Genomic DNA, 25568 nt, shown 5'->3' on the forward strand with positions numbered 1-25568 from the left:
TTTAATAATGAGTGTGCAGGAGGAAGCATAATGTTCGAGTTTATGGTGTTGTTGCATACGATCGGTGCGGTAGGCATGGGGTTCTACATCGTTATGCCATTGTTGGTGGGCAAAGCGTCCAAGCTTGCCGGAGCTGGACAAGCTGGACTGGCAGAAGGCTTAATCTCTGCTAACCGGATTGCACAGTATTTTCTGATCGTACAGCTGCTGACTGGCGGCTACCTGATGTCCAAGAATGATTACACCGTGCTTTGGATGATTCTCGTTACCGTGCTGTTCCTGGCAATTGCAGCGCTTGGCGGAATCGCAACGAAGCCGCTTAAACGGATTGTAGCTTCCATCCAATCCGGTCAAAGCGCAACAGCGCATATTAATAAGGCGCGTGTACTGAGCATTATTGTGCTTGTCCTTTATCTGGTTACTATTTATTTGATGCAATATCCGTTTTTTAAAGGCGCGTAGAGGATAACGAACGGCAGTTGGTCCGCACTGAGAATGAATTTCTCTGTGCGGACTTTTTGTATGCCAATGAATGAAATTGAATTATAATGGAAATGTATTCCGAATCATGAAGCAGCGAGGGGCATGTACATATAGGATAACCATTATTTGGGATATACCACAGCGCGAAGGAGGTGTTTACGGATGAAACGTATGGCACTGACAGTCATTGCTGCTGCGATTATGTTCACGGCTTTTAGCGGAGCTGTTGCAGGGGCTGAGAAAGTATTGAAGAGCAGGCATGAAACAGCAAAGAACTCAATCGGCAACATAAGGTAAATGGAAGAACGAATGTTCTTTATTCTTGTGCAGGGACCGCCCGCGAAAGCCGGAACGGTCCCTTTGTCTGTTCAGTGCTATTTTCCGACAAATGTATGACATTCTCTTGTCCTGTTCATTATGTGATATGATAATAAGCAGGAGATTTTTTGTGCAGGGATTGAATATCGGGAAATAACGGATCGCGACAGCAGCAGCTGGCTGCGATTTCAGATAAACCTATTATTGTTGGGGGATTACGGTATGGCGGAAGGGCAATTTTCTAATCAAGAGCAATACCAGTTGACTTCGAAGAGAAAGGGAGAGCATATTCGGATTTGCCTGCAGGAGCAGGTGCAAGGTGTTGGTGTGGAGACAGGCTTCGAACGTTATGCATTCCGTCATAACGCGTTGCCCAATATTGCGTTCAATGACATTGATACGAGCTGCGCGTTCCATTCTGTGCCCATGCAGGTTCCGCTTCTAATCAGCTCTATGACTGGCGGCACGCAGGAAGCAGCCCTTATTAACCGGCGCCTTGCTGAAGCAGCAGAAGCGCGCGGCTGGGCGATGGGACTGGGTTCTATGCGTGCCGCCATCGAGAACGAGGAGCTTGCAGCCACGTTCAAAGTGAGGGCGGAAGCGCCGACTATTCCTATTATTGCGAATATTGGCGCTGTGCAATTCAATTACGGCTATGGCGTTGACCAGTGCAGGCGTGCCGTAGATTTAGCGGAAGCAAGTGCGCTGGTGCTGCATCTTAACAGCCTGCAGGAGGTATTCCAGCCGGAAGGAGACACAGATTTCCGCGATTTGCTGAAGCGTATCGGTGAGGTGTGCCGCAAGGTGGACGTTCCTGTTGGCGTCAAGGAGGTTGGCTGGGGTATTGATGCGGATACGGCTGCCGCGCTTGTCGATGTTGGCGTTGCTTTCATTGATGTAGCGGGCGCAGGAGGAACCTCGTGGAGTCAGGTTGAGAAGTTTCGTTCGCGAAATTCACTGCGTGAGGCAGCAGCCGCAGCCTTCGCTGATTGGGGCATTCCAACGGCTGATTGTGTGCTGGAGGTGCGCAGCAAACTGCCTCATGCGAGCATTATAGCGAGCGGCGGGCTTAGAACGGGCGTAGATGCGGCTAAAGCGATTGCGCTAGGCGCTGATCTTGCAGGCTTCGGCCGAACATTACTGGCTGGAGCTGCTGGTACAGGAGCTGCGAATGCCAGTGAGCTGCATGCGCAGTTGGAGCAGATCGAATTTGAGCTGCGTACAGCGATGTTCGGTATCGGAGCAGGCACATTGGCGGAGCTGCGTGCCAGTGATCGATTGCTTGCGCGATAGCGGTCAGCGATCACTGGCGGCTTCGGACCGGGATTCGCGGGCGGGCTAGTCTGATATTCCGGTCCCATCAATCTTTATGTTTGCCTTGATTTCGAACTTTAATTGCGGGTAGATGGAGAGCCAAGCTTTCCAGGTCTGATCACTGCCTGCATGAGTAGCGCGGTAACGAAGCCCGAAACCAAAGGGATCAACCTCTGCTTGCTGGATTTTAGTCAGCAGATGATTAGCCTCAGCTTCATAGTGCTCGTTAAACTTCTGCTCCAGCTTCGACCAGTTGCTGGAATATACCCCGAGAGGCGCTTCTTCGAATATGCCGCTAATGTAAATTTTCATTTTCAATATGTGAGAGCCATTCGCTTCCTTCACGATCCGATAGCGGGAAGATATTTTGTTGACTGCCAGTACGAGCGATTGACCGTTGATCGTGGCCGTAACGGTAGATTTTTTCATATGATGACTGATTTGATTGTAAATTTCTGTTTCATTCGGGCTCAGTGTTGCAACGGTTTTATTTTTGTTGAGCAAGGCAAGCTTTGAGATGACATACTCTTCTTTTTCCTTGTTCATGATTGGCAGTACAGGGTCTATTCCACGTTCCTGAGCCTTGCGAATGAAATCAAAGCTAAAGACGGGAACGATATATGCAGATTCGGTTCCATCCTTGCCGAGCTGTAGAAATAAGGTGTTCCCCGGAAAACGCTCTGTTGGGGGATTCATCTCTATTACCGTCTTCGCATCCGGCCTGCCAATTGCGATATAGGCTACATTCTGGATGTCACGGCGGCGCGATATCCAATCCATGGCGTCAGGATAGTATTGGCTGGAAAGCCGGTCACCGAGCAGATAAAGCTTGCAATGGCCAAAGTCCAGCTCTTTATCGACACGGGATTTGATCAACCTGACCGCTTCAGCGATTGTGGAAGCTTCCACGGATTCCACCTGTGCTTTTGCAGATCCTGGCTCGATCTTGGGAGAAGGGACGGCCAGCTTGAGTGTGACCAGATAGCGGTTGGGATTATTCACTGGCCGGTCAATGCCGGCAGCTACAACGAAAAATCGCTTGTCAATATCTTTGAAGCCGCATCCCGATAGTGTTGCAAGCAGAATAGGAAGCACAATTGCGAGTTGGATCAGCTTGTTCTGCCTCATACTCCTGTTCCTCCTTACAGGGAAGATTTTCTCCTATATCTCAAGGTCATACCGAACAGCAGAAAAACGGTGCCCGCTTCAGCGAAGAGCCGCAAAACAAGCCAGGCCGATGCAAGCTTGAAGCTTTCTTTCTCGTCAAAAAAATGCAGATATAGCAGCGAAACAATAGCAAACAAGGTTGCGATAGCCCAATTGATCCAGGGAATTTCGCGTTGGTCAACATCTGGCTTGTTGCTCGGAAAGCAGCTTTTAATCATTTCAATCGCCTGATGCCAGCCCGAGGTTGTATAGATCAGCGTCAGGTTCAAATACAAGATGAGAAAGACGAAGATGACACGCTCTATAAACCCATAGTTCATAATGAGAGAGTCAGATGTGACGCTCCACAGATAAATGTAGTGGACGACAGTTTCCGTGCCATGGAAACCGATGGGGACAAAAAACGAGATCAGCATAATGACAGTACAGAAGACTGGAATCATCCAGCGGAATTTCAGACGGAAGTTAGGTGGTGTCAGCCGATTGTAGATGGAAAAATTAATGTATCCGGTAAAAATATAGCTGGCTGCGGCGATTGGAGTCAGCTGCGGCATTTGATTCCAGTAGTTAGCAATTGTTCGAATGGCATCCCAGCTGATATTCTCGCTTCGAACGGACTTCATTAATATGAACAGAATGAGCGGCGTGTTGATAATCAACCCCATCTCCATCATAAACATGACGCTCAAAGTCGATCGGGTCGCGCCATAGATGCAGACGAGAGTAAGCAGGCCGAGTACGATGATGGCGCTAGTATCGGGATTGAAGAATCGGTTGATCAGCACTGCATACGCAATGATCGCGATAGCCGAGGCAACATACCACATGGCGGCCAGAAACAAGAGAATAGGAATAACGATTGCTCTGGGAAAAAAAATATACAGTATTTCCGGCAAGCCTTTACCTGGGAATGCCTGCGTGACAGTGGTAAACAAGTAAGCGAGGCCGGTTCCGATTGCAACGGCAACGAGCATGGAAGAGATAGCGCCATTGTAACGGTATTTGATCAGGATATGGGGAACATACAGCATCAAATTAAGCATGCTGCCGAGAAATACATTATAGTAGAAGTAGCGGTTCATTCCTCACTCACCTGCCCGATATCGCTCGTATAGGCTTTGATCGGGCCGAATATTCGGAAATAAGGCTTTCCGAAGCTTCGCAAATGGGTCATATAGCAGAGCAATGCGAATATGCCCACCGTTACTCCCGTAAGGCCGAAGAATATGGCGGGAACTATAAGCGGGTATTTCATGAAGCGGATTGAAATGGACATGTTGTTGACAGGGACGACAAAATTGGATATTGCCACAACAGAGGTGACGATGATCATAATGCTGCTGACAAGGCCGGCTTGCTGTGCGGCCTGGCCGAGTATAAGTCCGCCAACAGTCGTAGCCGTTGATCCGATATATTTGGGCAGCCTTAAGCTTGCTTCGATAAGGGATTCAATCATGAACAGCATAATAAACACCTCGATAAAGGATGGGTATGGCACAGCAGAGCGGCTGCCGGCAATGGAGAAGGCGAGCTGGACACGGAACAGCTCCGGGTTGTAGGAGATGACGGCGATATAGAGAGCAGGCATCGTTATGGTCAGTATGACACCAAAGTAGCGAAGCAGTATGAGCATGCGGGTCATCCAGAATGAATCATAATTATCATCCACTGCATGCATGAATTCATAGAAAGTAGCAGGCATGATCAGGGCAAACATAGTGCCTTGAAGCAGCAGCACAATCTTCCCGCGCTGCAGGGAATTCGCGACGCGATCCGGCCGTTCGGTAATGATGATCGTGGGCAGCAAGCCCAGCTTCCCGCTCAGCTTCCTCTCAAGCTGGCCCGCTGCATTCAGAAAGTCGATTCTGATGGATTGCAGCTTCGATCGGACCTCGCTCAGCACATTGGGGTCAACATGGCGGTTGTCGTAGAGAATCATAATCCGGGTATGAGACATGGAGCCTATCGTCTTCTCTTCCATAGCCAGCTCAGGTGAAGGGTAGCGGCTGCGAATAATATTGATGGAATCCACCATATCCTCGCTCAGGGCAAGCTGTGGTCCGAGAATAGCGGTTTCAACCTGTGTTGCAGGGGTTTCGTTGCGGATAATGCGGGCTGTGTCCAAGGCATAGATGCGACCTTTTACAGATAGGAGCACGAATCCGCGAAGAATAATGCTGGCCCACATAGCAGGATCCTGGATAATCTGGAACTGCGGGTTTCGTTCCACAATGTCATCGAAGGGCTGAAGCTCTTTCTGAAAAGGTACGAGTATAAAGTCGCTCACCTTGCTCTCATCGCATAGCGAGCTAATATAGGCAATTTCTATAACCATCTCCTTGTTGCTCATGCGATACGTGTTCAAATCCTTCGCTTCGGCAAACAGGGTCGTTATTCGGTTCAGCATCCTATTCCCTCCTTGTGCAGCAATGTCAGTCAAGAGTATTATGCGCAGGAAGGAATGAAGAATATTCCACGATAGAGCTGCTTTGCCAGAAGCTCGGTTCGTGCAGTACAATAATAAGCAGCGCTTGAAGCGGGATTGGAGGCTTTTGGCGCGGTACATAGGACAATAGGACAGTTTGCTATTGCAGACCTTTTACGTTTGAAGAAGGAGGATTGCATTTACCAATGACAGCATGGTATGAGAGAAGCTTTGGCTCTGATTATATGATTGTGTACAAGCATCGGAACTGGGAGCAGGCGCAGCAAGAGGTGCAGCGGATGTCGGGATGGCTGGAGCTGCAGCACAATGACGAGGTGCTTGATATAGGCTGCGGAATGGGCAGACACTCTCTGGCTCTTGCTGAGCTGGGGTATCGGGTTACGGGAATTGATTTGTCGGAGGCGCTTCTGACGGAGGCGCGCAGACATAATGAAGAGGGTCTTATCGAGACGCTCTTGCAGGGAGATATGCGGGAGCTGCCCTTTGAAGCGGGCCGATTCGATGCTACCGTCAATTTGTTTACTTCGTTTGGGTATTTCGATGATGAGCGTGACAATAAGCGTGTCCTTTCAGAGATTCGGCGTGTGCTGCGGGCAGGCGGGCGATTTCTGATTGATTTTCTCAATCCGGCTAATGTAGAGCGGACACTGGTGCCACGCTCGGAGCGGGTGGACGAGACTTCGGGTCTTCGCATTGAAGAAACAAGATCGATTGCGGACGGATGGGTAATTAAGCAAATACGGATTGGCGCTGCTGATGGCAGCGATGTGAGGCAATATGAAGAGCGCGTGCGCTTATATCCGTTGGCATGGTTCGAGGCTGCGCTTGCAGAAGCTGGATTGAAGCTTGAGCATGTATACGGTAATTATGAGGGTGGCGGCTATGATGAGCTGGCATCAAAGCGTATGATTCTAACAGGGAGGGCCGAGTCTTGAGCGAAGCGGGCATGACAGGAACGGCAGGAACGACAGGAACGGCAGGAACGACAGGAACGACAGGCACGACAGTATGGCCTTACGGGCTTATACAGGTGAAGATACCGCTGCCATTCTCGCTGAAATGGGTGAACAGCTACCTTTTGCAGGACGAGAAGGGGTATACGCTTATTGATCCGGGCTTGCATACGCCGGAGGCGGTGGAGCAGTGGCAAGCAGCTTTAACGGAGCATCAGCTTAACTTTCGCGACATCCACACGATCGTCCTCACGCATCAGCATCCGGATCATTACGGCTTGGCGGGATGGTTTCAGCAGCAGACGGGCGCTCCCGTACTGATCTCGCCTGAATCCTATGCTTATGTGGTGAAGATGTGGGGGGAGGATCGTTCGTTTGCTGCGGAGCTGGTCCCGTTGTATCGGCAGCACGGGATGCCGGAGCAACTGCTGGAGGAGATGACTCCGCATCTGGAAAGCTTCATCGAGCGCGTATCCCCTCAGCCCAAGGTTGACTTTATAGAGGCAGGCGGCACGCTGCTCATGGGCGGCATCGAATGGCAACTGTTAGATGCTCCGGGGCATGCGCGCGGCCAGCTGTGCTTCTATGCGCCTCAGAGGAAGTGGATGATTTGCGGTGATCAGGTGCTGCCTCATATTACGCCAAATGTAAGCGTTGTGCCGGGCGATGAAGGCGGGGAGCTGGACTTGTTTCTGAATAGCTTGACTGAGTTAAGCAAATATGAGGTGGAGCTTGCATTTCCCGGACATCGTGATCCTTTCACCGAATTCGGGGGTCGCATTGAGGAGCTGAAGGAGCACCATAAGCGCCGATTGGAAAGGATGCACGAGCTGGTGCAGGAGGAAGCCTGTACTGGCTATGCCATGTGTGAGCGGTTGTTCGGTCCGCGGATTACCGGCAATACGCACAATCTGCGGTTCGCGATGTCTGAGACATTGGCGCATCTGTTCCATCTTGTGAAGAGCAATGCGATCAGCAGCAGCCGAAGGGATGGCGTGATCGTCTATCATGCCAGGGGACTGAAGCTGGAATAGAACGCTTACTTAAGTACATTAAAACTTGGTATAATGGTAGGGATTGTATTCTCGCGAACCCCATTACATAGCGCAAAAGGAGCTTATACCTACATGTTCGTATCACGCTCGGAATCACGTCAGCAGGATAAGAATCGCCGAAACAAACGAATGCGCAGACTAATTATTTTTAATTTATCGATGCTTGCGGTGATTTGTATTCTAGGGGCTGTCTTGTACGCAGCTTACAATAAAGACAGCAATCCAGATCAAGCTCCGATGGAGCAGCCTGGTCAGCTTGCGGATAAGGGGAATTCTGACCAGCCCGGGAACACAGGCGATAAGGAGCCAGCCCAGCCTTCTCCTGACAGCACCGATGATGAGGAAACGCCATCGAATGGGGGTGCGACACCTTCTGAGGAAACGGACCCGCCGGATGAGAGCGACAAGGAGATTGACAAGGGGAGCGACAATTCGCAGAGCCCGGACAATGGCGCAGCTCCAGGGAATGATGGAGATAATGTCGAAGGCGGGGAGGGCAAGACGATCAAGCTTTCCTTTGTTGGAGACATATTGCTTGCTTCCTCTGTAGAAGCGCTTATGAAGAAGAACGGATTCGATTATCCCTATGCGAAAGCATCGCCATATTTGCTGGAGCCTGATCTGTTGGCCGGCAATTTGGAGAATCCAATTACGGAGCGCGGCATACCTGCGAAGAATAAGCAATATGTATTCAAGGGAACGCCGGATTCGCTGCCTGCGCTTAAGGAAGCGGGATTCGACGTCGTAAATTTGGCGAACAATCATACCTTGGATCAAGATGTCGAAGGGCTCCTCGATACGATCGGTTATCTCGATAAAGCGGGCATTCCCAATGTTGGCGCCGGGAATGATGAAACGGAAGCCTATAAGCCTGTATTGCTGGAGGCGAACGGGATCAGCGTCGCTTATGTCGGGCTGTCGCGGGTATTGCCTGTCGGGGAGTGGAAGGCGACTGATAAACGTGCGGGCTTGGCGGAAACGTATGATTCAACACGCGCCGTTAAGACGATCAAGGAAGCCAAGGGGCAAGCGGACCTCGTTGTCGTTATGGTTCATTGGGGGATTGAGCGGGAAGATTATCCCAACGGAGACCAGAAACGGCTCGCTCGTGAATACATTGATGCAGGAGCAGATCTTGTTATCGGCAGTCATCCGCATGTGCTGCAAGGCTTGGAGCAGTACAAGGGCAAATGGATTTCCTACAGTCTGGGCAATTTTATATTCAATATGACGAAGACGGAGAAGACGAAGGATACGGGAGTTTTGGATGCCGTTTGTACGGTGGAAGGTGAGTGCAGCTTGCAATTCCACCCTATGAGAGCGGTCGCTTCACAGCCGATTCCGCTGGAAGGCGAGCAGAAGAAAGCGCTGCTTAAACGATTATCGAGCCTTTCGATTAATGCGGTGGTCGATGCTGAGGGATATGTGAAGTCGAAGTAGTAGATTGTGAAGAAAGAGTAGAAGGAGCCGCTATGAATAATCCTTGTGCAGCCCATCGGGGGGCTTCAGGGCTTGCTCCCGAGAATACGCTGGCAGCCGTTCGCGAGGCGCTGGCTTTTCCATTCGTACAGTGGATCGAGCTGGATGTCCAGCTGTCCAGTGATGGCATACCGGTCGTCATTCATGACGATCGGGTCAATCGGACAACGAATGCGGCTGGTCGTGTGGTTGATTATACAGCTGCGCAAATGTATGCGTTCGATGCTGGAAGCTGGTTTGATAAGCAGTTTGCAGGAGAAGGCGTGCCGACATTGGAGCAAGTTATAGAGGCTGCCAAAGGCCGCTGCCGGCTCAACATTGAGTTGAAAACATACAGCGGTCTATACCCAATGCTGGAACAGCGCGTTGTGGAGCTTGTATATGAGCATGGACTGCAGCATGATGCAGTCATAACCTCATTTGATACAGGTGCGCTGCGTAGAGTCCGACAGCTGTCAGAGGAGATTGAGACAGGCCTTATCGTCGATAAAATGTCGCCGCATAAAGCATTGGATGAGCTGCGGCAGCTGGAGGCGGGGTTTCTGTCGCTTGGCTACCGGAGTGTCTCATCGAAGCTTATGGAGCTCATGCGCGAAGCCGGGATAACTGTCATGGCCTGGACAGTGGATGATATAGCGGATATGCAGCGGCTTGCAGCCATCGATCCGACGATTGTCATCTGTACGAATTACCCCGACCGATACGGGCAGCTGCTTGCGAAGCAGCAATAAGAAACCGGTCACACCCCGTGCTGCTGCGGGTTGACCGGTTTCTTATTACTCTATATCTCTGTAGTTTTGGCGAATTGTCAGCAGCTTGGGAAATTGCTGGAGGAAGATGTCCACCAGATGCGGATCGAAATGGCGTCCGCGCTCTTCTTCGAACAGCTTGAGTATGCGGTCGAGCTCCCAGGCTTTCTTATAGACGCGGTCGCTGCCCAACGCATCGAATACATCAGCAATTGCGGTAATGCGTCCATACAGATGGATGTCTTCTCCGTTCAGGCCGCGCGGATATCCGGTGCCGTCCCATTTCTCATGATGCTCGTAAGCGACGATCGATGCCATTTTCATCAGCTCGCGTCCTGACGATTTCAGCAAGTTGTAGCCGGTAATGGTGTGCTGCTTCATAAGCTCGAATTCCTCTTCTGTCAGCTTGCCGGGCTTATGCAGAACGGCATCGGGAATGGCGACTTTGCCGATATCGTGCATAGGCGACACCATCTTCAACTGTTCGGCTTCCTCAACACTGAGTCCATAGCCAAGCGCGAGAATATAGGAATATTCAGCAACCCGCTTCACGTGATTGCCCGTTTCCTTCGAGCGGCTCTCGCCAATCTCTCCCATTGCAAAAATAATTTCCCGCTGCGTAGCGGCAATCTCCTCGTGAAGCATGACCGATTCCAGAGATTTGCCTGCATAGGATGCGGCCAGCGTCAGATGCTCCAGGTCGATTGAAGTAAAGATCGCTTGTTCATCCATCTTATTAATGGCCTGATACGCGCCGATAATGCTGCCATCATTGCCGACGAAAGGCACAGTAATAATCGATTTGGTTCTGTATCCGGTACGCTGGTCATTCTCTGCATTATGCCGGGGATCGCTGTAGGCATCCTCGACGAGGAGAGGCTCTCCAGTCGTAACAGAATGGCCGACGAAGCCAGTGCCGAGCGGAATGCGGATTTCATCCACGCCATGTGCGACCGTCGTGAACAGCTCTTCGCGAATATGGTCAATTAGCCATACTGTGCACCGGTCGGCCAATATCATTTCTCTGCCCATATTGGCCATGTGCAGCAGAACGCTGATCAGGCTTCGCTCGTTAGCGATTTTTGCTGTATAGTCAAATATAATTCGAAGCATTTGTTCAGGAGATTGCCCTCTTGAATCTGAGCCTGCGGCATCATTCGATTTATAGTGCAAAAGATACACTCCTCGATGTTGGATTGCGGTTATGAAATAGGATGTTCGACGGAATCAGCTATGAATCCTGCTTGTGCAAATAGAATGTAAACATGTAATGGCAAAAAAGTTGAATGGAGGCGCTTTGATCAATGATGGGCTGGATGCAGGATTGGAACATGGGCGGCATATTTGCCGTAAGTATGCTTGGCAGTGGAGGCGCAGCATATATCGCTTATCGGGCACGGTCCTTATCCGCCTCGGGCGCGTGGTCGGCAGCTGTTATGGGAGCAGGCTTCGTTACGCTTGGCGGTTCGCTCTGGATTGGATTGTTACTGGCATTCTTTCTTTCTTCTTCAGCATGGTCCAAATGGAAGAAGCATCATCGGCAGAAGCAAATGGCCGAAGCCAATTATGCGAAGAGCAGCCGCCGTGATGCCGGACAAGTATGGGCGAACGGGGGTTTAGGTCTTGCGCTATGCGCCGGGAACGCGCTGTGGCCTGATCCCGGCTGGCTCTATGCCTTCGTAGGCGTGATGGGCGCGGTCAACGCCGATACGTGGGCAACGGAGATCGGCGCGTTAAGCCGGACCGCGCCGAGACATGTGCTTGGCGGCAAGCCTGTGCCGCCAGGTACGAGCGGCGGTGTGACGCCGCTTGGCAGCGCCGCCGCCGTAGCCGGCGCTGCATTCATTGGCGCAGTCGCAGCGCTGCTGACGACTGCGGAGGCCGGGGCCTCGCCGGGCGCGCTCATCGCCGTCGCGGCAGCGGCCGGCACATTCGGCGCCTTTGCAGATTCGCTGCTCGGCGCGACAGTGCAAGGGATGTACCGCTGCCGCGTCTGTGGCAGCGAGACTGAGCGCGGCGAGCATTGCGGCGCCGCTGCACAGGCAACGCGCGGCCGCGCATGGATGACGAACGATATCGTCAACCTGACCTCATCTGCTGCGGCCGGCCTGCTTGCATGGGGAATCGGCGGCATGATTTTTACCTAATAAATCGATTAGAAAAGATGAAATTGTAGTGCGTGATTTTCCCGGCGTTTGTCTATAAGCTTGCTTTCTTGCGTACTTGCCGCCGCGAGAAAGCAAATAAAATAATCGTCTCTGCTGAGCGCCGCAAGCGATTTGAACCTATGTTCCAATTGCTTGCGGCGATTGTTCTTATTCCAGGCGGGTGAGGGGGGACAACACCCTTATGCCCACTATCCCCTTGGCTCAGTAGTGCAAAACTGCTGACAAACCGTCAATATGACTGAACCTAACCTACAACCCATCCTACAACCCATCCAATATAGCTTCGTTGACATCGAACCACAACCTGTCTCAAATCCACCCATCTGACATCGAACCATAGCCCCTTCAATCCACTGTTCTGACAATGGTCCATCACCGCCTGCTCATGTGGTCGACCGACCGCCGTCATGCAGCGAAACACCGCGCGAACCAGAGTCCGCCCTCTAATCGAACGCTCTAGCAACGAACCACCACCGCCTCTAATCGAACGCTCTGACAACGAACCACAGTCCCCCCCAATCGAACGCTCTAACAACGAACCACAGTCCGCCCTCCAATCCAACACTCTGAGAACGGTCCACCGCCCTCAACTCATCTTTCATGTATGGACCTGAGCGAAAGGGATAATGGGCAAAGGAGTCAAAACCCCACTAGTACTAGCACCACTCCATTAATTCATAGTTGACAGGTAGGAATAATGCGTATAAAATTACGGATAACTTCATCAAGTACGATATGAACGCTATCGAAATTCAGAGGATGCTCGCTGAGCAGTAGAGCAGTAACACGATAATAGAGATTGGAGTGTGGTAATTATGCCAAAAGTAGTTGTCATAACAGGAAGTCCCAATGCTGGATCACGTTTGAACGGCATATCAGGGCATGTAGAGAAGGCGTTGCTATCCAGAGGCTGGCATGTTGATGTTTTGCCAGTCGTGTCACTGCCGGCAGAGGATCTTATTCTTACACGATGGGATAGTCCAGCGATTACGAAGGCGAATGGACTTGTGGAAGCGGCAGATGCAGTCATCATTGCGAGTCCGGTATATAAGGCTTCCTACTCCGGCGTACTGAAAACATATCTGGACCTGCTGCCGCAAAAAGGGTTGGAGGGCAAAATTGTTCTGCCGCTGTTCATCGGCGGTACGCTCTCTCATCTGTTAGCCATTGATTATGCTTTGAAGCCCGTTCTCTCCGCACTCTATGCCCGCCACATTTCACAAGGCGTGTATGCTGTGGATTCGCAAGTTCAGCGGACAGAGGATAACCAATTCCTGCTGGAGGAGGAGCTGACGAGGCGGCTTGATGCGGCAATCGACCAGTTTGCCGAAGCAACTCTACTATTTAAAGGGCAGTCCGCGCCGCTGCTGTCTTAATATGACGATGGAATCTCAATTATAGGAGGAGGATCGGAATGGCGATCGGACAAAACATATTTCAACTGCGAGAGCAAAAGGGCTATTCAGAGCAGCAGGTGGCAGATGCGCTGTCACTTGTTATTACTAAATATCGAAGCTTGGAGCTGGATGCCAGTGAATGGACAGTCAAGCAGCTGATTGCAGTAGCCGATGTTCTTCAAGTATCGCTCGATGAGATTGCTGGACGGAGCACGACCCAAACGGAATCAAGCAGCACTGATTTGAAGACACTGCTCCAGCATGGAGCATCCTTCGAGGGAAGAACGCTGACAGACGAGGAAACAAGCGCCGCCATGGAGCTGCTTCATCAGTTCTCTCTGCAATGGCAGAATCTGAGGGATTTGACCGAATTGATCCGAAGCGACTCCAACTTGGTGAAGAAGCTGCAGGATTTGAAGATCGTCAACGCCAAGCTTGACTCAGAGGCTATCGTTCGAGCACTCGATAAGTCGCTCATCGGCACGTACAGCATCTAACGCCGACAGAGAAAAGAAAAGAAAAGAACCTCCAATGCCACATGATAGGAATCCGTGGCGGGAGGTTCTTTGTTATTTGGCTCATGCAGCTTTATTTCGTCAATTGTTCCATTTGCTCTATCAGCTCTTCGAATACGCTCATCGCTTGTTCGATTGGCTCTGGCGTTGACATATCGACGCCGGCTTTCTTCAGAATGTTGATGGAGTAATCACTGCCGCCGCTCTTGAGGAAGCCGAGATATCGTTCTACTGCTGGTGCGCCTTCTTCAAGAATTTGCTTCGAGAAGCTTGTTGCAGCAGAGAAACCAGTCGCATATTTGTACACATAGAAGCTGGTGTAGAAATGCGGAATGCGCGCCCATTCCATCTCGATGTCCTTGTCGATGACCATGCCGGGACCATAATATTTCATATTGAGGTCATAGTAAATTTGGCTTAGCTCCTGTGGAGTCAGTGATTCTCCTGCTTCAGTCCGCTCATGCGTAATTTTCTCAAACTCGGCGAACATCGTCTGCCGGAATACAGTTGTACGGAACTGATCGGCGTAATAGGTAAGCAGGTACATCTTTTCCTTCGGATTCGTCGACTTATTGAGCATGTAATCCATAAGCAGCGCTTCATTGAGCGTTGATGCCACCTCGGCAAGGAAAATCGTATACTGCGCATCGCGATAGTCCTGATTTCCGTCAGAGTAGTAGGAGTGAAGGGCGTGACCCATCTCATGCGTCAATGTAAACATGCTGTTCAAATTATCTTTATGGTTCAGCAGCACGTAAGGATGTGTGCCATATGCGCCCCAGCTATAGGCGCCGCTTCGCTTGCCCTCGTTCTCATAGGTGTCAATCCAGCCATTATCGAACCCGTCCTGAAGCACCTTCAGGTAATCTTCTCCCAGCGGCTTCAGACTTTCTTTGACAGTTGCTTTGGCCTGCTCGAATGAAATATCCATCTTGAATTCGTCAACAAGCGGTGCGAACAAGTCATACATATGAAGCTCGTCGACTTTAAGCAGCTTCTTGCGAAGCTCCATATAACGATGCATTAGCGGCAAATGCTTATGGATGGTATCAATCAGATTGGTATACACTTCCTTCGGAATGTTGTCGCCATAGAGCGACATTTCCAAGGTTGACGGGTATTTGCGGGCACGGGAATAAAATATGTTCTTAGTTATATTCGCATTCAGCGTGGAAGCGAGCGTGTTCTTAAGCTTGCCGTATGTTTCGTACATGGCTTTGAAGCCTGCGCTGCGCACATCACGGTTCTTGCTTTCCAGAAACTGAATGTAGCGGCCGTGTGTCAGCTCTACTTCTTCGCCATCCTCGTTCTTCACCTTCGGAAACTTGAGGTCGGCATTGTTCAGCATGCTGAATATTGTGCCTGGCGCTTGGCTTACATTGCCGACCTGGGCTAACAGCGCTTCCTCTCCTTTGGACAAAATATGAGCTTTCTGGCGGCGCATTTCTTCCAGCGTATGACGGTATTTGGCGAGGGCGGGATTGCTGACCAGCGCGTCAAGCTCTTTATCCGTGAGGCTAAGCACTTCAGGCGTAATAAAGGAGAGCGCTTCGCTCGTCTCCACGCTCAGCTTCTTGGATTTGTCGGATAATGCCTGATAAGTCGGTTCTGCGGTATCCTCATGATGCTTCATGTTCGCATAGACGTACAAGCGCTCAACATGCAGCGAGAGATCATCCTCAAGCTCGAAGCAGGCCTTCAATTGCTCAGGATCGGCCAGCTTGCCTTGAAAGACAGCCACACTCTTGATCTGCTCCTTGGCTTGTGCATATTCCTTGTCCCAGGCGGCTTGGCTTGTGAATAAGTCTTCGAGCGTCCAGCGATGCTCGGCTGCAGTTTCGGAACGTTTCGGTACGTGATTCATCGGAATCCTCCTCGGTTGGTTCGAAATGGTTGAAGGCATCTCTGCTGCAAGAGCAGACGAGCTATCAGTATGTATGCCGGATAACGGCAGCAGGGCAAGGGACAATATGAGGGACAGCCGCTTCAAAAGGATCACACTCCATTGCACAGTTTGTCCCTTATTGTGGCCCTACAGTCATCAAGTTATGTTCCCATAGTTGTAATGCTGTACACGATGAGAAAAAATGCAAATGCGATAAAAAATATGGCGGTGGCCGCCACCCATCTTCGCAATGGGGCGGGTATGCTGTTCCGCTGCAGAATGGCAACTACGCCAAACGCAAATGAGGCAATGATGAAAATTATAGTCGCTGACATGTTCAACTGGAAGGGCTCTCCTCTCCGCTCAACCTATGAAGAAATGCTCTCTGATATGTTCGAGGAGAAGGATTAATTTTCCTTCTGCAACTCGCGTTTAAATCTCCTTGAAGCTTGCAATAATTGCATTTCGTTCTTCTTCGCGGCCGACATAGTCTGCTAGACGGAAGCGGTTCTCTGCCCAATGAAGCATTTCAGGACGACTTACGAATGTATGGCATTCCTCTCCCCATTGCTCGTTAATCTCCCGCACGATAAGCGTTTTGCCCTGCACCTCGACAGTCAGCATGTTGTATTTATCTGTTTTGTAAATTTGATGTTTCTTGAACATTCCAAATTCCTCCATCATCCTCAAGTTGTATCCTTTAATCATAGCCATAATAGTGGGTAGAAATCAAATATAAAGTGTGATAGGATATGGAAACTATCCCCTGTTTCCTTATAATTGCACATGGTTAGAGGGGCGTAGAGAGAAGTCGCATTTTTGTGAGCTGAGATGAGAAGAGAGAAGAGATGAGTAGAGATGAGCGGAGGCGAGCGCAAAATGAAAGGTTATGAGCAGATTGGCGTGGCAATGACATGCCGCAGCTTCGAAGAGTATGTGAGCATGTTCGATTTGACGGCTAGAGAGCTTCAGTCGGGTGCGATACTGGATATCGCCGCAGGGGGTTCCTCATTCGTCGCAAGCGCAACATCGCGCGGCTATGACGCGATTGCAGTAGATCCCAGATATGCGCAGCATTCATCACAATGGATCGAAGAGGCGAGAGCCGAAATTATTACCTCAACAGCCAAGCTGGAGAATATAAAAGAGCAATTTGACTGGAGCTATTATGGCGACCTGCGCCAGCATCAAGCGGGCCGAGAAGCATCGCATGATCGTTTCGCAGCGCATATTGGCACAACCGGGGGGCGTTCTCATTATAGAGAGGGCAGCCTGCCGAACTTGCCTTTTGAAGATGGACAATTCTCCCTTGTATTATGCAGCCACTTTCTGTTTTTGTATGGCGATCAGTTCGATTATGAATTTCATTGCCAATCCTTGCTTGAAATGATGCGAGTGTGCAGGGCAGGAGGGATTATTAAAGTATTCCCGATTATGACACTGAAGTGGGAGCAATATCCGCATCTTGATCGTATAATGGAATCCATCCGCAGCCTTGGCGCAGCTGTTGAATGCTATGAGAGCAAGCTTCCTTTTATCCCGGGGTCCAATGTGGGCTTAAGCATTGTTGTCTAAGTTGCATTTCCTGCTGGCTGGGAGTATAATGGCAATATTCGCCGGTAGACGGCGATATTCTAGGAGGTTGTTAATTTGAAAGGGACAGTCAAGTGGTTTAACGCAGAGAAGGGTTATGGTTTTATTCAAGTTGAGAATGGTGAGGATGTATTCGTTCATTTCTCGGCAATCCAAGGCGACGGATTCAAATCTCTGGATGAAGGTCAAGAGGTTGAGTTCGAAGTGACAGAAGGAAACCGTGGAGCGCAAGCAGCTAACGTTGTTAAGCTGTAGGCTCGCATAATTTCACCAAATCCAATAATGAATGCTCGACCTATACGAAACCCCGACAATGAGTTGTCGGGGTTTTTCTTTATGCTTCCGGATCATGCCGCATGATTGTCCGCTTTGCGTACATCCATATTACTTCGCATGCATCCTTACTGCAGATCAGGGGCTTTGACCTGAGTGCTTTCGAGATGATAAACTGGACAATGGAATGAAACGTCGGGGGAGAGATCGTTATGCCAAAGTTCAAGCTGTTTAAAGACCGGAAAGGCAAGGCCGATCAGGCTAAAAATAATAAATTCGTCAAGCTTGCTCGTGAGATTTATGTCCACGCGCGCAAGGGCGGACCGAATCCGGAGTCCAACTTCGCACTCAAGACAGCGATAGCAGCAGCCCGCGCTGAGCAGGTGCCCGCAGATAATATCGAGCGTGCGATCAAGAAAGCAGCCGGAAGCACGGACAGTGTGGAGTATGAAGAAATTATGTATGAAGGCTACGGTCCTGGCGGTGTAGCCATTATGGTTCGCTGTCTGACAGACAATCGCAATCGGACGGCAGCCGATGTTCGCTCCATCTTCAATAAACGGGGCGGCAATATGGGCGAGAGCGGCTGCGTATCCTATATGTTCGATCAGAAGGGTCTGCTCGTTATTGATCGCGAACAATATGAGACAGATGAGGATACGATCATGCTGCAAGGGCTGGATGCCGGCGCAGAGGATGTCATCGTTAATGAAGAGAGCTTTGAAGTCATTACTCACCCGCATGAGTTTGAGCAGGTGAAGACGAACCTGGAGAAGGAAGGCTATGAGTTCACGAGCGCAGGGGTGCGCTGGCTTCCTCAGAATACAGTCAAGTCCGAGGGCGAGAACGCGGAGAAGCTGATCAAGATGATGGATGCCTTCGAGGATAATGATGACGTTCAAGATGTTTATGCGAATTTCGAGATAGAAGGCGAAGACGAGTAATTATACGTTGTATGAAAGAAAACCATAGTCCTCCCGTTACGGAGAAGACTATGGTTTTCTTGTTGCTGCGGGAAGACGCCATAAGCCTGCAGCGGCAATCAATCTGCTGCTATTCAATAATGGTCAATATATCGTCGATATCTTTGCGCGGCAGCTTGCCAGGCGTTTCCGAAGGTGTGCCGAGCGCGATAACCATGTTCACATCCAGATGCTCCTCGATCTCCAGATACTGCTTGAGCTGCTGCTCCGCCAGCAGGACGGGACCAGTCATTGGACAAGTAGCGAGTCCCATTGCATGGGCAGCCAGCATCAGATTCTGGGATGCAAGACAGCTGCTCTTAATTCCTTCCTCGCGCCATACCTCATCACCGACAAGAGCGATAGGATCAAATATGCGATCACGGAATTTGGAAACATAAGGCGTTGCAAGGCAGACAATGAGTGCCGGAGCGTTCGAGAATGCTGTCGCATACGGGCCGAATGACTTCACGAGCAGTTTCGCTTCCTTGGTCAGTCCCTCGGCTTCTGCGCGCTCTGCACGGGCATGAAGCTGCGCCCAGGTGATCTCCTCGATCGCTTTGATCCTCTCTTTATTCGTAATGACGATAAAAGCCCATGTCTGTGAGTTCGTATCGCTTGGCGCATATCTAGCGCAATCAATCAGCTCGCGTATTTGTTCTACCGATACGGGCTTGTCCGTAAATTTGCGGACACTGCGCCGTTCATGGATTAGTTGTTTGACCGATTCATAGTTCATTATCCGTAATCACTCCCTTTCTCATTATAGTAAACCGTCCTGTTTTTGCAACATTAACCGCTTGAACGGCTGACGAAATGTTTGGCCAGGAAGCCGCCTGACGCGATAAGTGACAGGAGCATGGCCAGCTGGAAGAACGTTTCCTTGCCGAAATGCTCGAAAATGCTTCCGCCTGCAAGCCCGCTAATAATGCCTGCGAAGCCGACGAATACAACGGCGTAGACGGCTTGTCCCGATGCTCTGTACTCATCGGGAATAATCGTGGAGATATAACGGAGCGCCGTTATGAAATAGATGCCGAAGGTTACGCTATGCATCGCCTGAATCGGAATGGCCCAGATCGGCGAGCTGATCTGACTCATGAGCAGCATGCGGACCGCATACATAAAGCTGGCGATGGCCATTAGCGGGAGCTCCTTGAATTTGTGACCGTATTTGCCCAGCAGATACAAGACCGGAATTTCACTGACTGCTGATGTAAGCCAAGTAATCCCGATGAAGGAGTCGCTTGCACCCATTTGCCGCAGGGTGATGGCCAGGAAGCTCTCATACATGCGATGCGCGATGGAGATCACTAGAACGAGCGCAAAGAAGGAGACGATGGCAGGCTTGCGAAGCAGCTTATAGAGCCCTGAGAAGTCCATTTTACGCAGCGACCCTTGATAGTCTTTTAGAGTAAAAGAGAGAATGATCGTAATTCCGATGAAGATGAGACTAATTACAGGTGTGGCGGACGAGCCTGTCTCCTTCAGCAGAAAGCCTACGGCCAGCGCCGAGAAGGCAAAGCCGAGCGAGCCGAATATACGGATAAGCGCATAGGGCGTTCCCGTATATTGGCTGGACAGCAGAATAAGGCTGTCGCTAAGCGGATTCACCGGCGTCTGAAAGAAATAGAAGGCAAGCATAATAAAACAAATAACGATGAACGAATCGGTTGTGAGCAGCAGCGACACCATTATCAGCTGTCCGAACAGCAGTATGGTCAGCAGCTTCTTGATCGTTCTATATTTGTCGCTAATGATGCCAAGCAGCAGATTGGCAAAGATCGAGATAAGCGGACCGGTCGAGTACAGGATGCCGATTTGCGATTCTGAATATCCTTCATCAAGGAAATAAAGCGGGAAGTAAGACACGATCATAGCTACAGTCATATACGACGCGAAGCTGAACATACGCAGGAAATTGGTTTCTCTTGCAGCTGTCGGCGAGCTCGAAGGAGCTCCGGCCGTCTCAGGCTGAGTGGCTGCTGACGTTGATGTATCTTTTTTTGAAGCATTCATGATGTCACTCACTCCATGTCGGTTACTTTACCTGCTAATATCCGGTTCGCCCGGCTTCCTCGTCTAATTGCATATGCGACAAAAGCGCATTCAGCTGCCAGTCCAATGGATTGTGCCCAAGCGCCGATCGTGCCGTTCCAGCCCGGAGTCAGAATGACGAGCAGGAGCATGGCTACTAACGTGAAGGATAGATTGGACATCTGCGAGCCGAGCATGACTCTCGTATGGCCTCTTAACATAATAACCCCGTTGAACACATCTAACCATGGCATAACAAGCGCGAACAGCACGAAAGGCTGAAGCGCTTTAAGCGTATCAGCTGCCAGTCTGCCCTCTACGCCAAGGATGGCGCCGACAAAAAAGTCGCCAATTGGAGTGAAAGCAAGCAAGCTGACCAGAAGGGCTGGAATGAAGCCGAACAAAAGCGTGAACCGGCGGACTGCCTCACGGTCGATTGCATAGTAATTGAGCACGATCTGGTGAAAATAGGTGAAAAAGCTGACGACAAGCTGAACGATGCTGCCCGCCAGCGCAAAGGATGCGATCGAGAGCGCGATATCGGCTGTTTTGCCGAGCAGCGCATTAATGACAGGACCGATCCACACCGCAATGAACGTGGACAGCAGTAGCGGCCGGTAGAATGAGAATACATGCCTGCGGTTTACAATCGTATGCTCTGGCTCGACCTCTGGCATGCGGCGCACGAGCAAACGGCCTTCGCCATAGCTCATAGCCGCTTCAATGATCATTCCGGCGAGGAAGATCATGGCGCCGACAGTAGCGCTTTTCACTCCTGTATGGATAAAGTAGAGCGAGAGCAGATACATGCCGATCAGGCGAACGACCATCCCGATCGTCAGCCATTTGGTCCGTAAATTATAGATGATGATGCCCTGATACAGGCAACGAATGCCGGAAAAGAGACTTACGAACATTAAGATCTGATAGACATCGATGACATCCGGCACAATGGACGGCTCCATGCCGAAGGGACCGCTGAATATCCAGCTCCCCAGCGGTGTGTAGCATATAATAAACCCAAGCGCCATAATCGCAAAGAAGATGAGCTGGCTGACCTGAAGCATCGCGCGAAAGGAGCGCTTGTCCCGGACAAGCACGGAGCTTGTCTGCCTCAGAAGAAGCGCAGGGCGTTCAGTGATCAGCAGCAGGCTCATCGCAACCGCATAGCATGCAAGTATTTGCTCGGGATTCTCTCCACGAGATAATGTGCTGTTAATAATAACATGAGAAATGGTAACAAGACTGGCCGAAATACCAAGCGGCAAAAAGAATCTCCATAGCTGCCTCATTGACACAGTGGCTGACTGTTGTATCATTGCGCGATCTCCTTGATGACCATTTGACTTGTACAACAGTATAACATGTATAATGCAAGCGCGAACAAGATTTCGCTCTGGAATTATACGTGCTAAAATGGTACATTAGTGGACGGAGGTTTTGGATGTGGGTCAACGATTCGTATTTGATGAAAGGCTGGGTATCCCGCTGCCGAATCTTTCGCTTGACTGGGAAGATTACAGCGTAAGCGAGCGTGTGGATATCGTCACGAGATGGGAGATCATTCGGGGAGCGATTCCGGATCGGGTATTTCAGTTCGAGCGAGAGATTAACAAGAAGCAGGCGGAATTGTTCGAAGAGGACAATTTTCAACAATCCTGTATTCTAAACTCGGATATTGCGGAGCTGGCAAGCCGTATCAATGATCTGCATATCTGGTATCGAATGAATCAAGAGATTGAGACACGTCGACATTCCTGATGGATTCGTTGCAAGGAGGCGCATTCGCTATGCAAGTATCCAAACGCGCTGACCTCGTACCTACGACCCCTATTAGGCTGATGTACCGCGTCTATAAATATATTTTGCCTGAAGTGCGGTTGGAGCTTGATCGGCTTCGAGTGGTCGCAGAGCGTATCCCTGACCCGGAATTAAGGACGCAGGCTCTGGCGAGCATGAACAGCAAACAGTTTCACTGCGAGGGCGGCGGGGTGTATGCGGCGGCTAATCTAGGGGCGCGTCATCTGCTCATTCCGCTGATCGTTTCTTTGCAGACGATTAGCGACTATCTGGATAACCTTTGTGATCGCAGCACATCTCTTGATGAGGACGACTTTCGATTGCTTCATCAATCGATGCTGGATGCGGTTGACCCTGATGCGAGGCCTCGTGATTATTATGCGCTGCGCGCAGAACGCGATGACGGCGGTTATCTGCATGAATTGGTATCCACCTGTCAGAAGTGCGTCAAGTCGCTGCCCTCTTACGAGAAGGTACAAGCACATGTAATAGAGCTGGTCGGACTCTATCGGGATTTGCAAGTGTATAAGCATATCGTCCGCGAACGGCGCGAGCCGCAGCTGCTCGGCTGGTGGAAACCGTATCGCGACCGCTTCCCTAATCTGCAATGGAATGAATTTGCGGCTGCAACGGGCTCTACTCTTGGGATGTTTATGCTCTTTGTGGCGGCTAGCGATGAGGAGCTGACAGAGGAAGCAGCGATTGCGATTTACCGGGCTTATTTTCCACATGTATGCGGGCTTCATATTATGCTGGATTATTTGATTGATCAAGAGGAGGATCGCATAGGCGGAGATTTGAATTTCTGCAATTACTATGCTGATCAATCGGCGCTTGTTGATAGAATCGGTGATATCGTTCATTGGGCGCGCAAGGATGTGCTTACGCTCCCTCATTGGCGATTTCACAGGATGATAATCGAGGGACTGCTTGCCCTGTATTTGTCAGACCCGAAGGTGCGCGAGCAACCGGATGTAAAGCGCGTTTCGCGGAAGCTGATGAGAGGAAGCCCATTGACGCGATTGTTCTTTTGGGGCAATAGTGTCTGGATAAGGATGCAACAATCTTCACATAGATGAGCTAGAGTCAACATAAGGAGTGGTTGAGATGTCAGAGGTTAAATCTATTGCCGTACTTACAAGCGGTGGCGATTCACAAGGCATGAATGCAGCGGTTCGTGCGGTAGTGCGCAGTGCGCTCTACAACGGGCTGGAGGTGTACGGCGTACAACGCGGCTATCAAGGGCTTCTCAATAATGATTTGCGCCCTATGGATCTGAGAAGCGTTGGCGATATTATTCAGCGTGGAGGCACGATTCTGCAGACAGCACGCTGTAAGGAGTTCACGACGGCTGAAGGCCAGCAGAGAGGCGCCGAGGTGCTGCGCGAGCGCAATATTGATGGCTTGGTCGTTATTGGCGGAGACGGCTCCTACCAGGGGGCGAACAAGCTGAGCAAGCTTGGCATCAAGACAATGGGCTTGCCGGGCACGATCGACAATGATATTCCATTCACGGACTTCACAATTGGCTTCGATACAGCAGTCAGCATCGTAGTGGATGCGATCAACAAGCTGCGCGATACGATGACCTCTCACGAGCGTTCATCCGTTGTCGAGGTTATGGGCCGTCACTGCGGCGATATCGCTCTGTATGCCGGATTGGCAAGTGGAGCCGAGACCATTCTTGTACCTGAGGTTCCATTTGATCTGGATCAAGTCGCAGGCCGGATGCAGGAGAACTTCCAATCAGGCAAGCGGCATAGTATCATCGTCGTTGCCGAAGGAGCAGGCAGTGGCGAAGAAATTTCGAAGGGCATCACGGAGCGCAGCGGTATTGAGCCGCGAGTGACGGTGCTTGGACATATTCAACGCGGCGGCTGTCCGACGCATAATGACCGTATTCTTGCCAGCCAATTAGGCGACTTTGCTGTTCACAAGCTGATGGAGGGCGACTCCAGCAAATCATGCGGCATTATCCGAGGCGAGCTGGTAGCCACAGATATCGATAAAGTCGTCAGCACGAAGAAACCATTCAATATGGATCTCTATAACCTGGCGCTGCGCTTATCGCAATAGGTAGTGAGGCAGGTCACTGCGAATATGCGGATATCGCAATAAGTAATGAGGCAGGTCACAGCGAATATGCGGTTGAATAAGCAACAGTGAAATGAATAAGCAACAGTGAAATTTCAATGAATAAGCAGTCATGTATCTACAAAGAGGCAATAGAAATCTCAACAAATATGCAATGTGGAGCCTTATGTTGACGGGTGTGAGTTAGGTGCACTTATCGGCATAAGGCTTTCATCTTGGAAGACTCGGGAATCTGAGGGGAGAGAACAACCATGTTCTTGTATAAAATTGAAATCGAGCTGGAAGAGCAAACTGCGCACCTTATTATTCTGGCAGACACGGATGAAAAAGCATTTTCCGTAGTAGAAAGCCATGTAGCGCGTCACTTTGTTAAGATGCCTGTAGTGAAATCTGCTGCTATTGTGGAGAAGAAGCGTCCAGAGAACGGCGCAGGATATTTCGTCGTATAGGCATATATTCGAATACCCTGCGCGACTCGCGGCACTTTTCAGTGCTGTAACACGATATTTCCGACTTACGGCAATAGCTGAAGAGGATTCTGCGACATCTTGTCAGCTGTAAGCGGGTTTTTCAGTCTTCCAGCGCGACTCGCGGCACTTTTCCGTGCTGTAACACGATATTTCCGTCTTACGGCAATAGCTGAAGGGGATTTTGCGACATCTTGTCAGCTGTAAGCGGGTTTTTCAGTCTTCCAGCGCGACTCGCGGCACTTTTCCTTGCTGTAACACGACATTTCCATCTTACGGCAATAGCTGAAGGGGATTCTGCGACATCTTGTCAGCTGTAAGCGGGTTTTTCAGTCTTCCAGCGCGACTCGCGGCACTTTTCCGTGCTGTAACACGATATTTCCGTCTTACGGCAATAGCTGAAGGGGATTTTG

General features: G+C 50.4%; 28 protein-coding genes. 18 read left to right on the forward strand and 10 right to left on the reverse strand.

Features of this window, described 5'->3' with window-relative positions; all coding sequences use genetic code 11:
• Nucleotides 1-30: 30 nt before the first annotated feature.
• The 3 genes from L6H65_RS23890 (at nucleotide 31) to fni (ending at nucleotide 2094) form a co-directional block, all read left to right on the forward strand.
• Nucleotides 31-462: a hypothetical protein gene (locus L6H65_RS23890; protein WP_236346393.1), complete on the forward strand. Its 432-nt coding sequence runs from the start codon at nucleotides 31-33 to the stop codon at nucleotides 460-462.
• Nucleotides 463-645: 183 nt separating this feature from the next.
• The gene (locus L6H65_RS26645; protein WP_290370470.1) at nucleotides 646-780 is read left to right on the forward strand and encodes a hypothetical protein; all 135 of its coding nucleotides are present in this window, start codon (nucleotides 646-648) and stop codon (nucleotides 778-780) included.
• Nucleotides 781-1023: 243 nt separating this feature from the next.
• On the forward strand, nucleotides 1024-2094 hold the full coding sequence (fni, locus tag L6H65_RS23895) for a type 2 isopentenyl-diphosphate Delta-isomerase (protein WP_236346394.1): 1071 nt from the start codon (nucleotides 1024-1026) through the stop codon (nucleotides 2092-2094).
• 45 nt (nucleotides 2095-2139) lie between these two features.
• Here the strand turns inward: fni and L6H65_RS23900 are convergent, their stop codons facing one another.
• Genes L6H65_RS23900 through L6H65_RS23910 form a run of 3 tightly spaced genes read right to left on the reverse strand, consistent with a single transcriptional unit; the run spans nucleotide 2140 to nucleotide 5689 of the window.
• Nucleotides 2140-3243, reverse strand: coding sequence for a Ger(x)C family spore germination protein (locus L6H65_RS23900; RefSeq protein ID WP_236346395.1), 1104 nt, complete (start codon nucleotides 3241-3243; stop codon nucleotides 2140-2142).
• A gap of 14 nt (nucleotides 3244-3257) precedes the next feature.
• Entirely contained in the window at nucleotides 3258-4364 is a 1107-nt protein-coding gene (locus L6H65_RS23905; protein ID WP_236346396.1) for a hypothetical protein, read from the reverse strand.
• The gene (locus L6H65_RS23910; protein ID WP_236346399.1) at nucleotides 4361-5689 is read right to left on the reverse strand and encodes a spore germination protein; all 1329 of its coding nucleotides are present in this window, start codon (nucleotides 5687-5689) and stop codon (nucleotides 4361-4363) included. Before L6H65_RS23910 ends, L6H65_RS23905 begins: the two co-directional genes overlap by 4 nt.
• Before the next feature lie 224 nt (nucleotides 5690-5913).
• Here L6H65_RS23910 and L6H65_RS23915 point away from each other — a divergent pair, with 224 nt between their 5' ends.
• From L6H65_RS23915 to L6H65_RS23930, 4 genes are all read left to right on the forward strand, one after another.
• Complete coding sequence (locus tag L6H65_RS23915) at nucleotides 5914-6663, forward strand: class I SAM-dependent methyltransferase (protein ID WP_236346401.1); 750 nt, start codon at nucleotides 5914-5916, stop codon at nucleotides 6661-6663.
• Complete coding sequence (locus L6H65_RS23920; RefSeq protein ID WP_236346404.1) at nucleotides 6660-7715, forward strand: MBL fold metallo-hydrolase; 1056 nt, start codon at nucleotides 6660-6662, stop codon at nucleotides 7713-7715. The genes L6H65_RS23915 and L6H65_RS23920 overlap by 4 nt, the downstream gene beginning before the upstream one ends.
• Before the next feature lie 93 nt (nucleotides 7716-7808).
• The gene (locus tag L6H65_RS23925; protein WP_236346407.1) at nucleotides 7809-9176 is read left to right on the forward strand and encodes a CapA family protein; all 1368 of its coding nucleotides are present in this window, start codon (nucleotides 7809-7811) and stop codon (nucleotides 9174-9176) included.
• 32 nt (nucleotides 9177-9208) lie between these two features.
• A complete protein-coding gene (locus L6H65_RS23930; RefSeq protein ID WP_236346410.1) occupies nucleotides 9209-9946 on the forward strand; it encodes a glycerophosphodiester phosphodiesterase in 738 nt (245 codons plus the stop codon).
• A 45-nt stretch (nucleotides 9947-9991) separates the two neighbouring features.
• On the opposite strand, the gene L6H65_RS23935 is transcribed toward L6H65_RS23930, so the two are convergent.
• Nucleotides 9992-11146, reverse strand: coding sequence for an HD domain-containing phosphohydrolase (locus L6H65_RS23935; RefSeq protein WP_371877761.1), 1155 nt, complete (start codon nucleotides 11144-11146; stop codon nucleotides 9992-9994).
• 122 nt (nucleotides 11147-11268) lie between these two features.
• On the opposite strand from L6H65_RS23935, the gene L6H65_RS23940 reads away from it, so the two are divergent.
• The gene (locus tag L6H65_RS23940) at nucleotides 11269-12111 is read left to right on the forward strand and encodes a DUF92 domain-containing protein (protein ID WP_236346416.1); all 843 of its coding nucleotides are present in this window, start codon (nucleotides 11269-11271) and stop codon (nucleotides 12109-12111) included.
• A 265-nt stretch (nucleotides 12112-12376) separates the two neighbouring features.
• On the opposite strand, the gene L6H65_RS23945 is transcribed toward L6H65_RS23940, so the two are convergent.
• On the reverse strand, nucleotides 12377-12631 hold the full coding sequence (locus L6H65_RS23945) for a hypothetical protein (RefSeq protein WP_236346419.1): 255 nt from the start codon (nucleotides 12629-12631) through the stop codon (nucleotides 12377-12379).
• A gap of 316 nt (nucleotides 12632-12947) precedes the next feature.
• Here L6H65_RS23945 and ssuE point away from each other — a divergent pair, with 316 nt between their 5' ends.
• Complete coding sequence (ssuE, locus tag L6H65_RS23950; RefSeq protein WP_236346422.1) at nucleotides 12948-13508, forward strand: NADPH-dependent FMN reductase; 561 nt, start codon at nucleotides 12948-12950, stop codon at nucleotides 13506-13508.
• Nucleotides 13509-13546: 38 nt separating this feature from the next.
• On the forward strand, nucleotides 13547-14026 hold the full coding sequence (locus L6H65_RS23955; RefSeq protein ID WP_236346425.1) for a helix-turn-helix domain-containing protein: 480 nt from the start codon (nucleotides 13547-13549) through the stop codon (nucleotides 14024-14026).
• A 91-nt stretch (nucleotides 14027-14117) separates the two neighbouring features.
• Here L6H65_RS23955 and pepF read toward each other — a convergent pair whose 3' ends face one another.
• Entirely contained in the window at nucleotides 14118-15908 is a 1791-nt protein-coding gene (gene pepF, locus L6H65_RS23960; RefSeq protein ID WP_236346427.1) for an oligoendopeptidase F, read from the reverse strand.
• Between the two features lie 213 nt (nucleotides 15909-16121).
• Between pepF and L6H65_RS26730 the strand changes: the two genes are divergently transcribed.
• A complete protein-coding gene (locus L6H65_RS26730) occupies nucleotides 16122-16340 on the forward strand; it encodes a hypothetical protein (protein ID WP_307728392.1) in 219 nt (72 codons plus the stop codon).
• A gap of 21 nt (nucleotides 16341-16361) precedes the next feature.
• On the opposite strand, the gene L6H65_RS23970 is transcribed toward L6H65_RS26730, so the two are convergent.
• Nucleotides 16362-16595 carry a hypothetical protein gene (locus L6H65_RS23970; RefSeq protein ID WP_236346434.1) on the reverse strand — a complete coding sequence of 78 codons (234 nt, stop codon included), beginning with the start codon at nucleotides 16593-16595 and terminating at the stop codon, nucleotides 16362-16364.
• A gap of 192 nt (nucleotides 16596-16787) precedes the next feature.
• On the opposite strand from L6H65_RS23970, the gene L6H65_RS23975 reads away from it, so the two are divergent.
• The 3 genes from L6H65_RS23975 (at nucleotide 16788) to L6H65_RS23985 (ending at nucleotide 18739) form a co-directional block, all read left to right on the forward strand.
• Nucleotides 16788-17504, forward strand: coding sequence for a class I SAM-dependent methyltransferase (locus L6H65_RS23975; protein WP_236346437.1), 717 nt, complete (start codon nucleotides 16788-16790; stop codon nucleotides 17502-17504).
• Nucleotides 17505-17579: 75 nt separating this feature from the next.
• Nucleotides 17580-17777, forward strand: a complete 198-nt coding sequence (locus tag L6H65_RS23980; protein WP_236346440.1) for a cold shock domain-containing protein — start codon at nucleotides 17580-17582, stop codon at nucleotides 17775-17777.
• 230 nt (nucleotides 17778-18007) lie between these two features.
• Nucleotides 18008-18739 carry a YebC/PmpR family DNA-binding transcriptional regulator gene (locus L6H65_RS23985; protein WP_236346444.1) on the forward strand — a complete coding sequence of 244 codons (732 nt, stop codon included), beginning with the start codon at nucleotides 18008-18010 and terminating at the stop codon, nucleotides 18737-18739.
• Between the two features lie 109 nt (nucleotides 18740-18848).
• On the opposite strand, the gene L6H65_RS23990 is transcribed toward L6H65_RS23985, so the two are convergent.
• The 3 genes from L6H65_RS23990 to L6H65_RS24000 are packed head-to-tail and all read right to left on the reverse strand — an operon-like array spanning nucleotide 18849 to nucleotide 22113.
• Nucleotides 18849-19496 (reverse strand): nitroreductase family protein, encoded by a 648-nt coding sequence (locus tag L6H65_RS23990; protein WP_236346447.1) that lies wholly within the window; start codon nucleotides 19494-19496, stop codon nucleotides 18849-18851.
• A gap of 53 nt (nucleotides 19497-19549) precedes the next feature.
• Nucleotides 19550-20776, reverse strand: a complete 1227-nt coding sequence (locus L6H65_RS23995) for an MFS transporter (protein WP_236346449.1) — start codon at nucleotides 20774-20776, stop codon at nucleotides 19550-19552.
• 8 nt (nucleotides 20777-20784) lie between these two features.
• Complete coding sequence (locus L6H65_RS24000; protein WP_236346452.1) at nucleotides 20785-22113, reverse strand: multi antimicrobial extrusion protein MatE; 1329 nt, start codon at nucleotides 22111-22113, stop codon at nucleotides 20785-20787.
• Nucleotides 22114-22240: 127 nt separating this feature from the next.
• Here L6H65_RS24000 and L6H65_RS24005 point away from each other — a divergent pair, with 127 nt between their 5' ends.
• The 4 genes from L6H65_RS24005 (at nucleotide 22241) to L6H65_RS24020 (ending at nucleotide 25137) form a co-directional block, all read left to right on the forward strand.
• Entirely contained in the window at nucleotides 22241-22555 is a 315-nt protein-coding gene (locus L6H65_RS24005; RefSeq protein ID WP_236346455.1) for a hypothetical protein, read from the forward strand.
• A gap of 29 nt (nucleotides 22556-22584) precedes the next feature.
• Nucleotides 22585-23673, forward strand: a complete 1089-nt coding sequence (locus L6H65_RS24010) for a tetraprenyl-beta-curcumene synthase family protein (RefSeq protein WP_236346457.1) — start codon at nucleotides 22585-22587, stop codon at nucleotides 23671-23673.
• 28 nt (nucleotides 23674-23701) lie between these two features.
• Nucleotides 23702-24670 carry a 6-phosphofructokinase gene (gene pfkA, locus L6H65_RS24015; protein WP_236346460.1) on the forward strand — a complete coding sequence of 323 codons (969 nt, stop codon included), beginning with the start codon at nucleotides 23702-23704 and terminating at the stop codon, nucleotides 24668-24670.
• Between the two features lie 269 nt (nucleotides 24671-24939).
• Nucleotides 24940-25137 (forward strand): DUF3906 family protein, encoded by a 198-nt coding sequence (locus L6H65_RS24020; protein ID WP_236346463.1) that lies wholly within the window; start codon nucleotides 24940-24942, stop codon nucleotides 25135-25137.
• Nucleotides 25138-25568 lie beyond the last annotated feature (431 nt).

Source organism: Paenibacillus plantiphilus, assembly GCF_927798095.1.
Lineage (GTDB): Bacteria > Bacillota > Bacilli > Paenibacillales > Paenibacillaceae > Paenibacillus_Z > Paenibacillus_Z plantiphilus.

What these genes read in the sequence shown, in the direction of transcription:
- L6H65_RS23890 (WP_236346393.1), top strand. Translation starts at nt 31, where the DNA reads ATGTTCGAGTTTATGGTGTTGTTGCATACGATCGGTGCGGTAGGCATG.
- L6H65_RS26645 (WP_290370470.1), top strand. Translation starts at nt 646, where the DNA reads ATGAAACGTATGGCACTGACAGTCATTGCTGCTGCGATTATGTTCACG.
- fni (WP_236346394.1), top strand. Translation starts at nt 1,024, where the DNA reads ATGGCGGAAGGGCAATTTTCTAATCAAGAGCAATACCAGTTGACTTCG.
- L6H65_RS23900 (WP_236346395.1), bottom strand. Translation starts at nt 3,243, where the DNA reads ATGAGGCAGAACAAGCTGATCCAACTCGCAATTGTGCTTCCTATTCTG.
- L6H65_RS23905 (WP_236346396.1), bottom strand. Translation starts at nt 4,364, where the DNA reads ATGAACCGCTACTTCTACTATAATGTATTTCTCGGCAGCATGCTTAAT.
- L6H65_RS23910 (WP_236346399.1), bottom strand. Translation starts at nt 5,689, where the DNA reads ATGCTGAACCGAATAACGACCCTGTTTGCCGAAGCGAAGGATTTGAAC.
- L6H65_RS23915 (WP_236346401.1), top strand. Translation starts at nt 5,914, where the DNA reads ATGACAGCATGGTATGAGAGAAGCTTTGGCTCTGATTATATGATTGTG.
- L6H65_RS23925 (WP_236346407.1), top strand. Translation starts at nt 7,809, where the DNA reads ATGTTCGTATCACGCTCGGAATCACGTCAGCAGGATAAGAATCGCCGA.
- L6H65_RS23930 (WP_236346410.1), top strand. Translation starts at nt 9,209, where the DNA reads ATGAATAATCCTTGTGCAGCCCATCGGGGGGCTTCAGGGCTTGCTCCC.
- L6H65_RS23940 (WP_236346416.1), top strand. Translation starts at nt 11,269, where the DNA reads ATGATGGGCTGGATGCAGGATTGGAACATGGGCGGCATATTTGCCGTA.
- ssuE (WP_236346422.1), top strand. Translation starts at nt 12,948, where the DNA reads ATGCCAAAAGTAGTTGTCATAACAGGAAGTCCCAATGCTGGATCACGT.
- L6H65_RS23955 (WP_236346425.1), top strand. Translation starts at nt 13,547, where the DNA reads ATGGCGATCGGACAAAACATATTTCAACTGCGAGAGCAAAAGGGCTAT.
- pepF (WP_236346427.1), bottom strand. Translation starts at nt 15,908, where the DNA reads ATGAATCACGTACCGAAACGTTCCGAAACTGCAGCCGAGCATCGCTGG.
- L6H65_RS26730 (WP_307728392.1), top strand. Translation starts at nt 16,122, where the DNA reads ATGAGAAAAAATGCAAATGCGATAAAAAATATGGCGGTGGCCGCCACC.
- L6H65_RS23970 (WP_236346434.1), bottom strand. Translation starts at nt 16,595, where the DNA reads ATGTTCAAGAAACATCAAATTTACAAAACAGATAAATACAACATGCTG.
- L6H65_RS23975 (WP_236346437.1), top strand. Translation starts at nt 16,788, where the DNA reads ATGAGCGGAGGCGAGCGCAAAATGAAAGGTTATGAGCAGATTGGCGTG.
- L6H65_RS23985 (WP_236346444.1), top strand. Translation starts at nt 18,008, where the DNA reads ATGCCAAAGTTCAAGCTGTTTAAAGACCGGAAAGGCAAGGCCGATCAG.
- L6H65_RS23990 (WP_236346447.1), bottom strand. Translation starts at nt 19,496, where the DNA reads ATGAACTATGAATCGGTCAAACAACTAATCCATGAACGGCGCAGTGTC.
- L6H65_RS23995 (WP_236346449.1), bottom strand. Translation starts at nt 20,776, where the DNA reads ATGAATGCTTCAAAAAAAGATACATCAACGTCAGCAGCCACTCAGCCT.
- L6H65_RS24000 (WP_236346452.1), bottom strand. Translation starts at nt 22,113, where the DNA reads ATGATACAACAGTCAGCCACTGTGTCAATGAGGCAGCTATGGAGATTC.
- L6H65_RS24010 (WP_236346457.1), top strand. Translation starts at nt 22,585, where the DNA reads ATGCAAGTATCCAAACGCGCTGACCTCGTACCTACGACCCCTATTAGG.
- pfkA (WP_236346460.1), top strand. Translation starts at nt 23,702, where the DNA reads ATGTCAGAGGTTAAATCTATTGCCGTACTTACAAGCGGTGGCGATTCA.
- L6H65_RS24020 (WP_236346463.1), top strand. Translation starts at nt 24,940, where the DNA reads ATGTTCTTGTATAAAATTGAAATCGAGCTGGAAGAGCAAACTGCGCAC.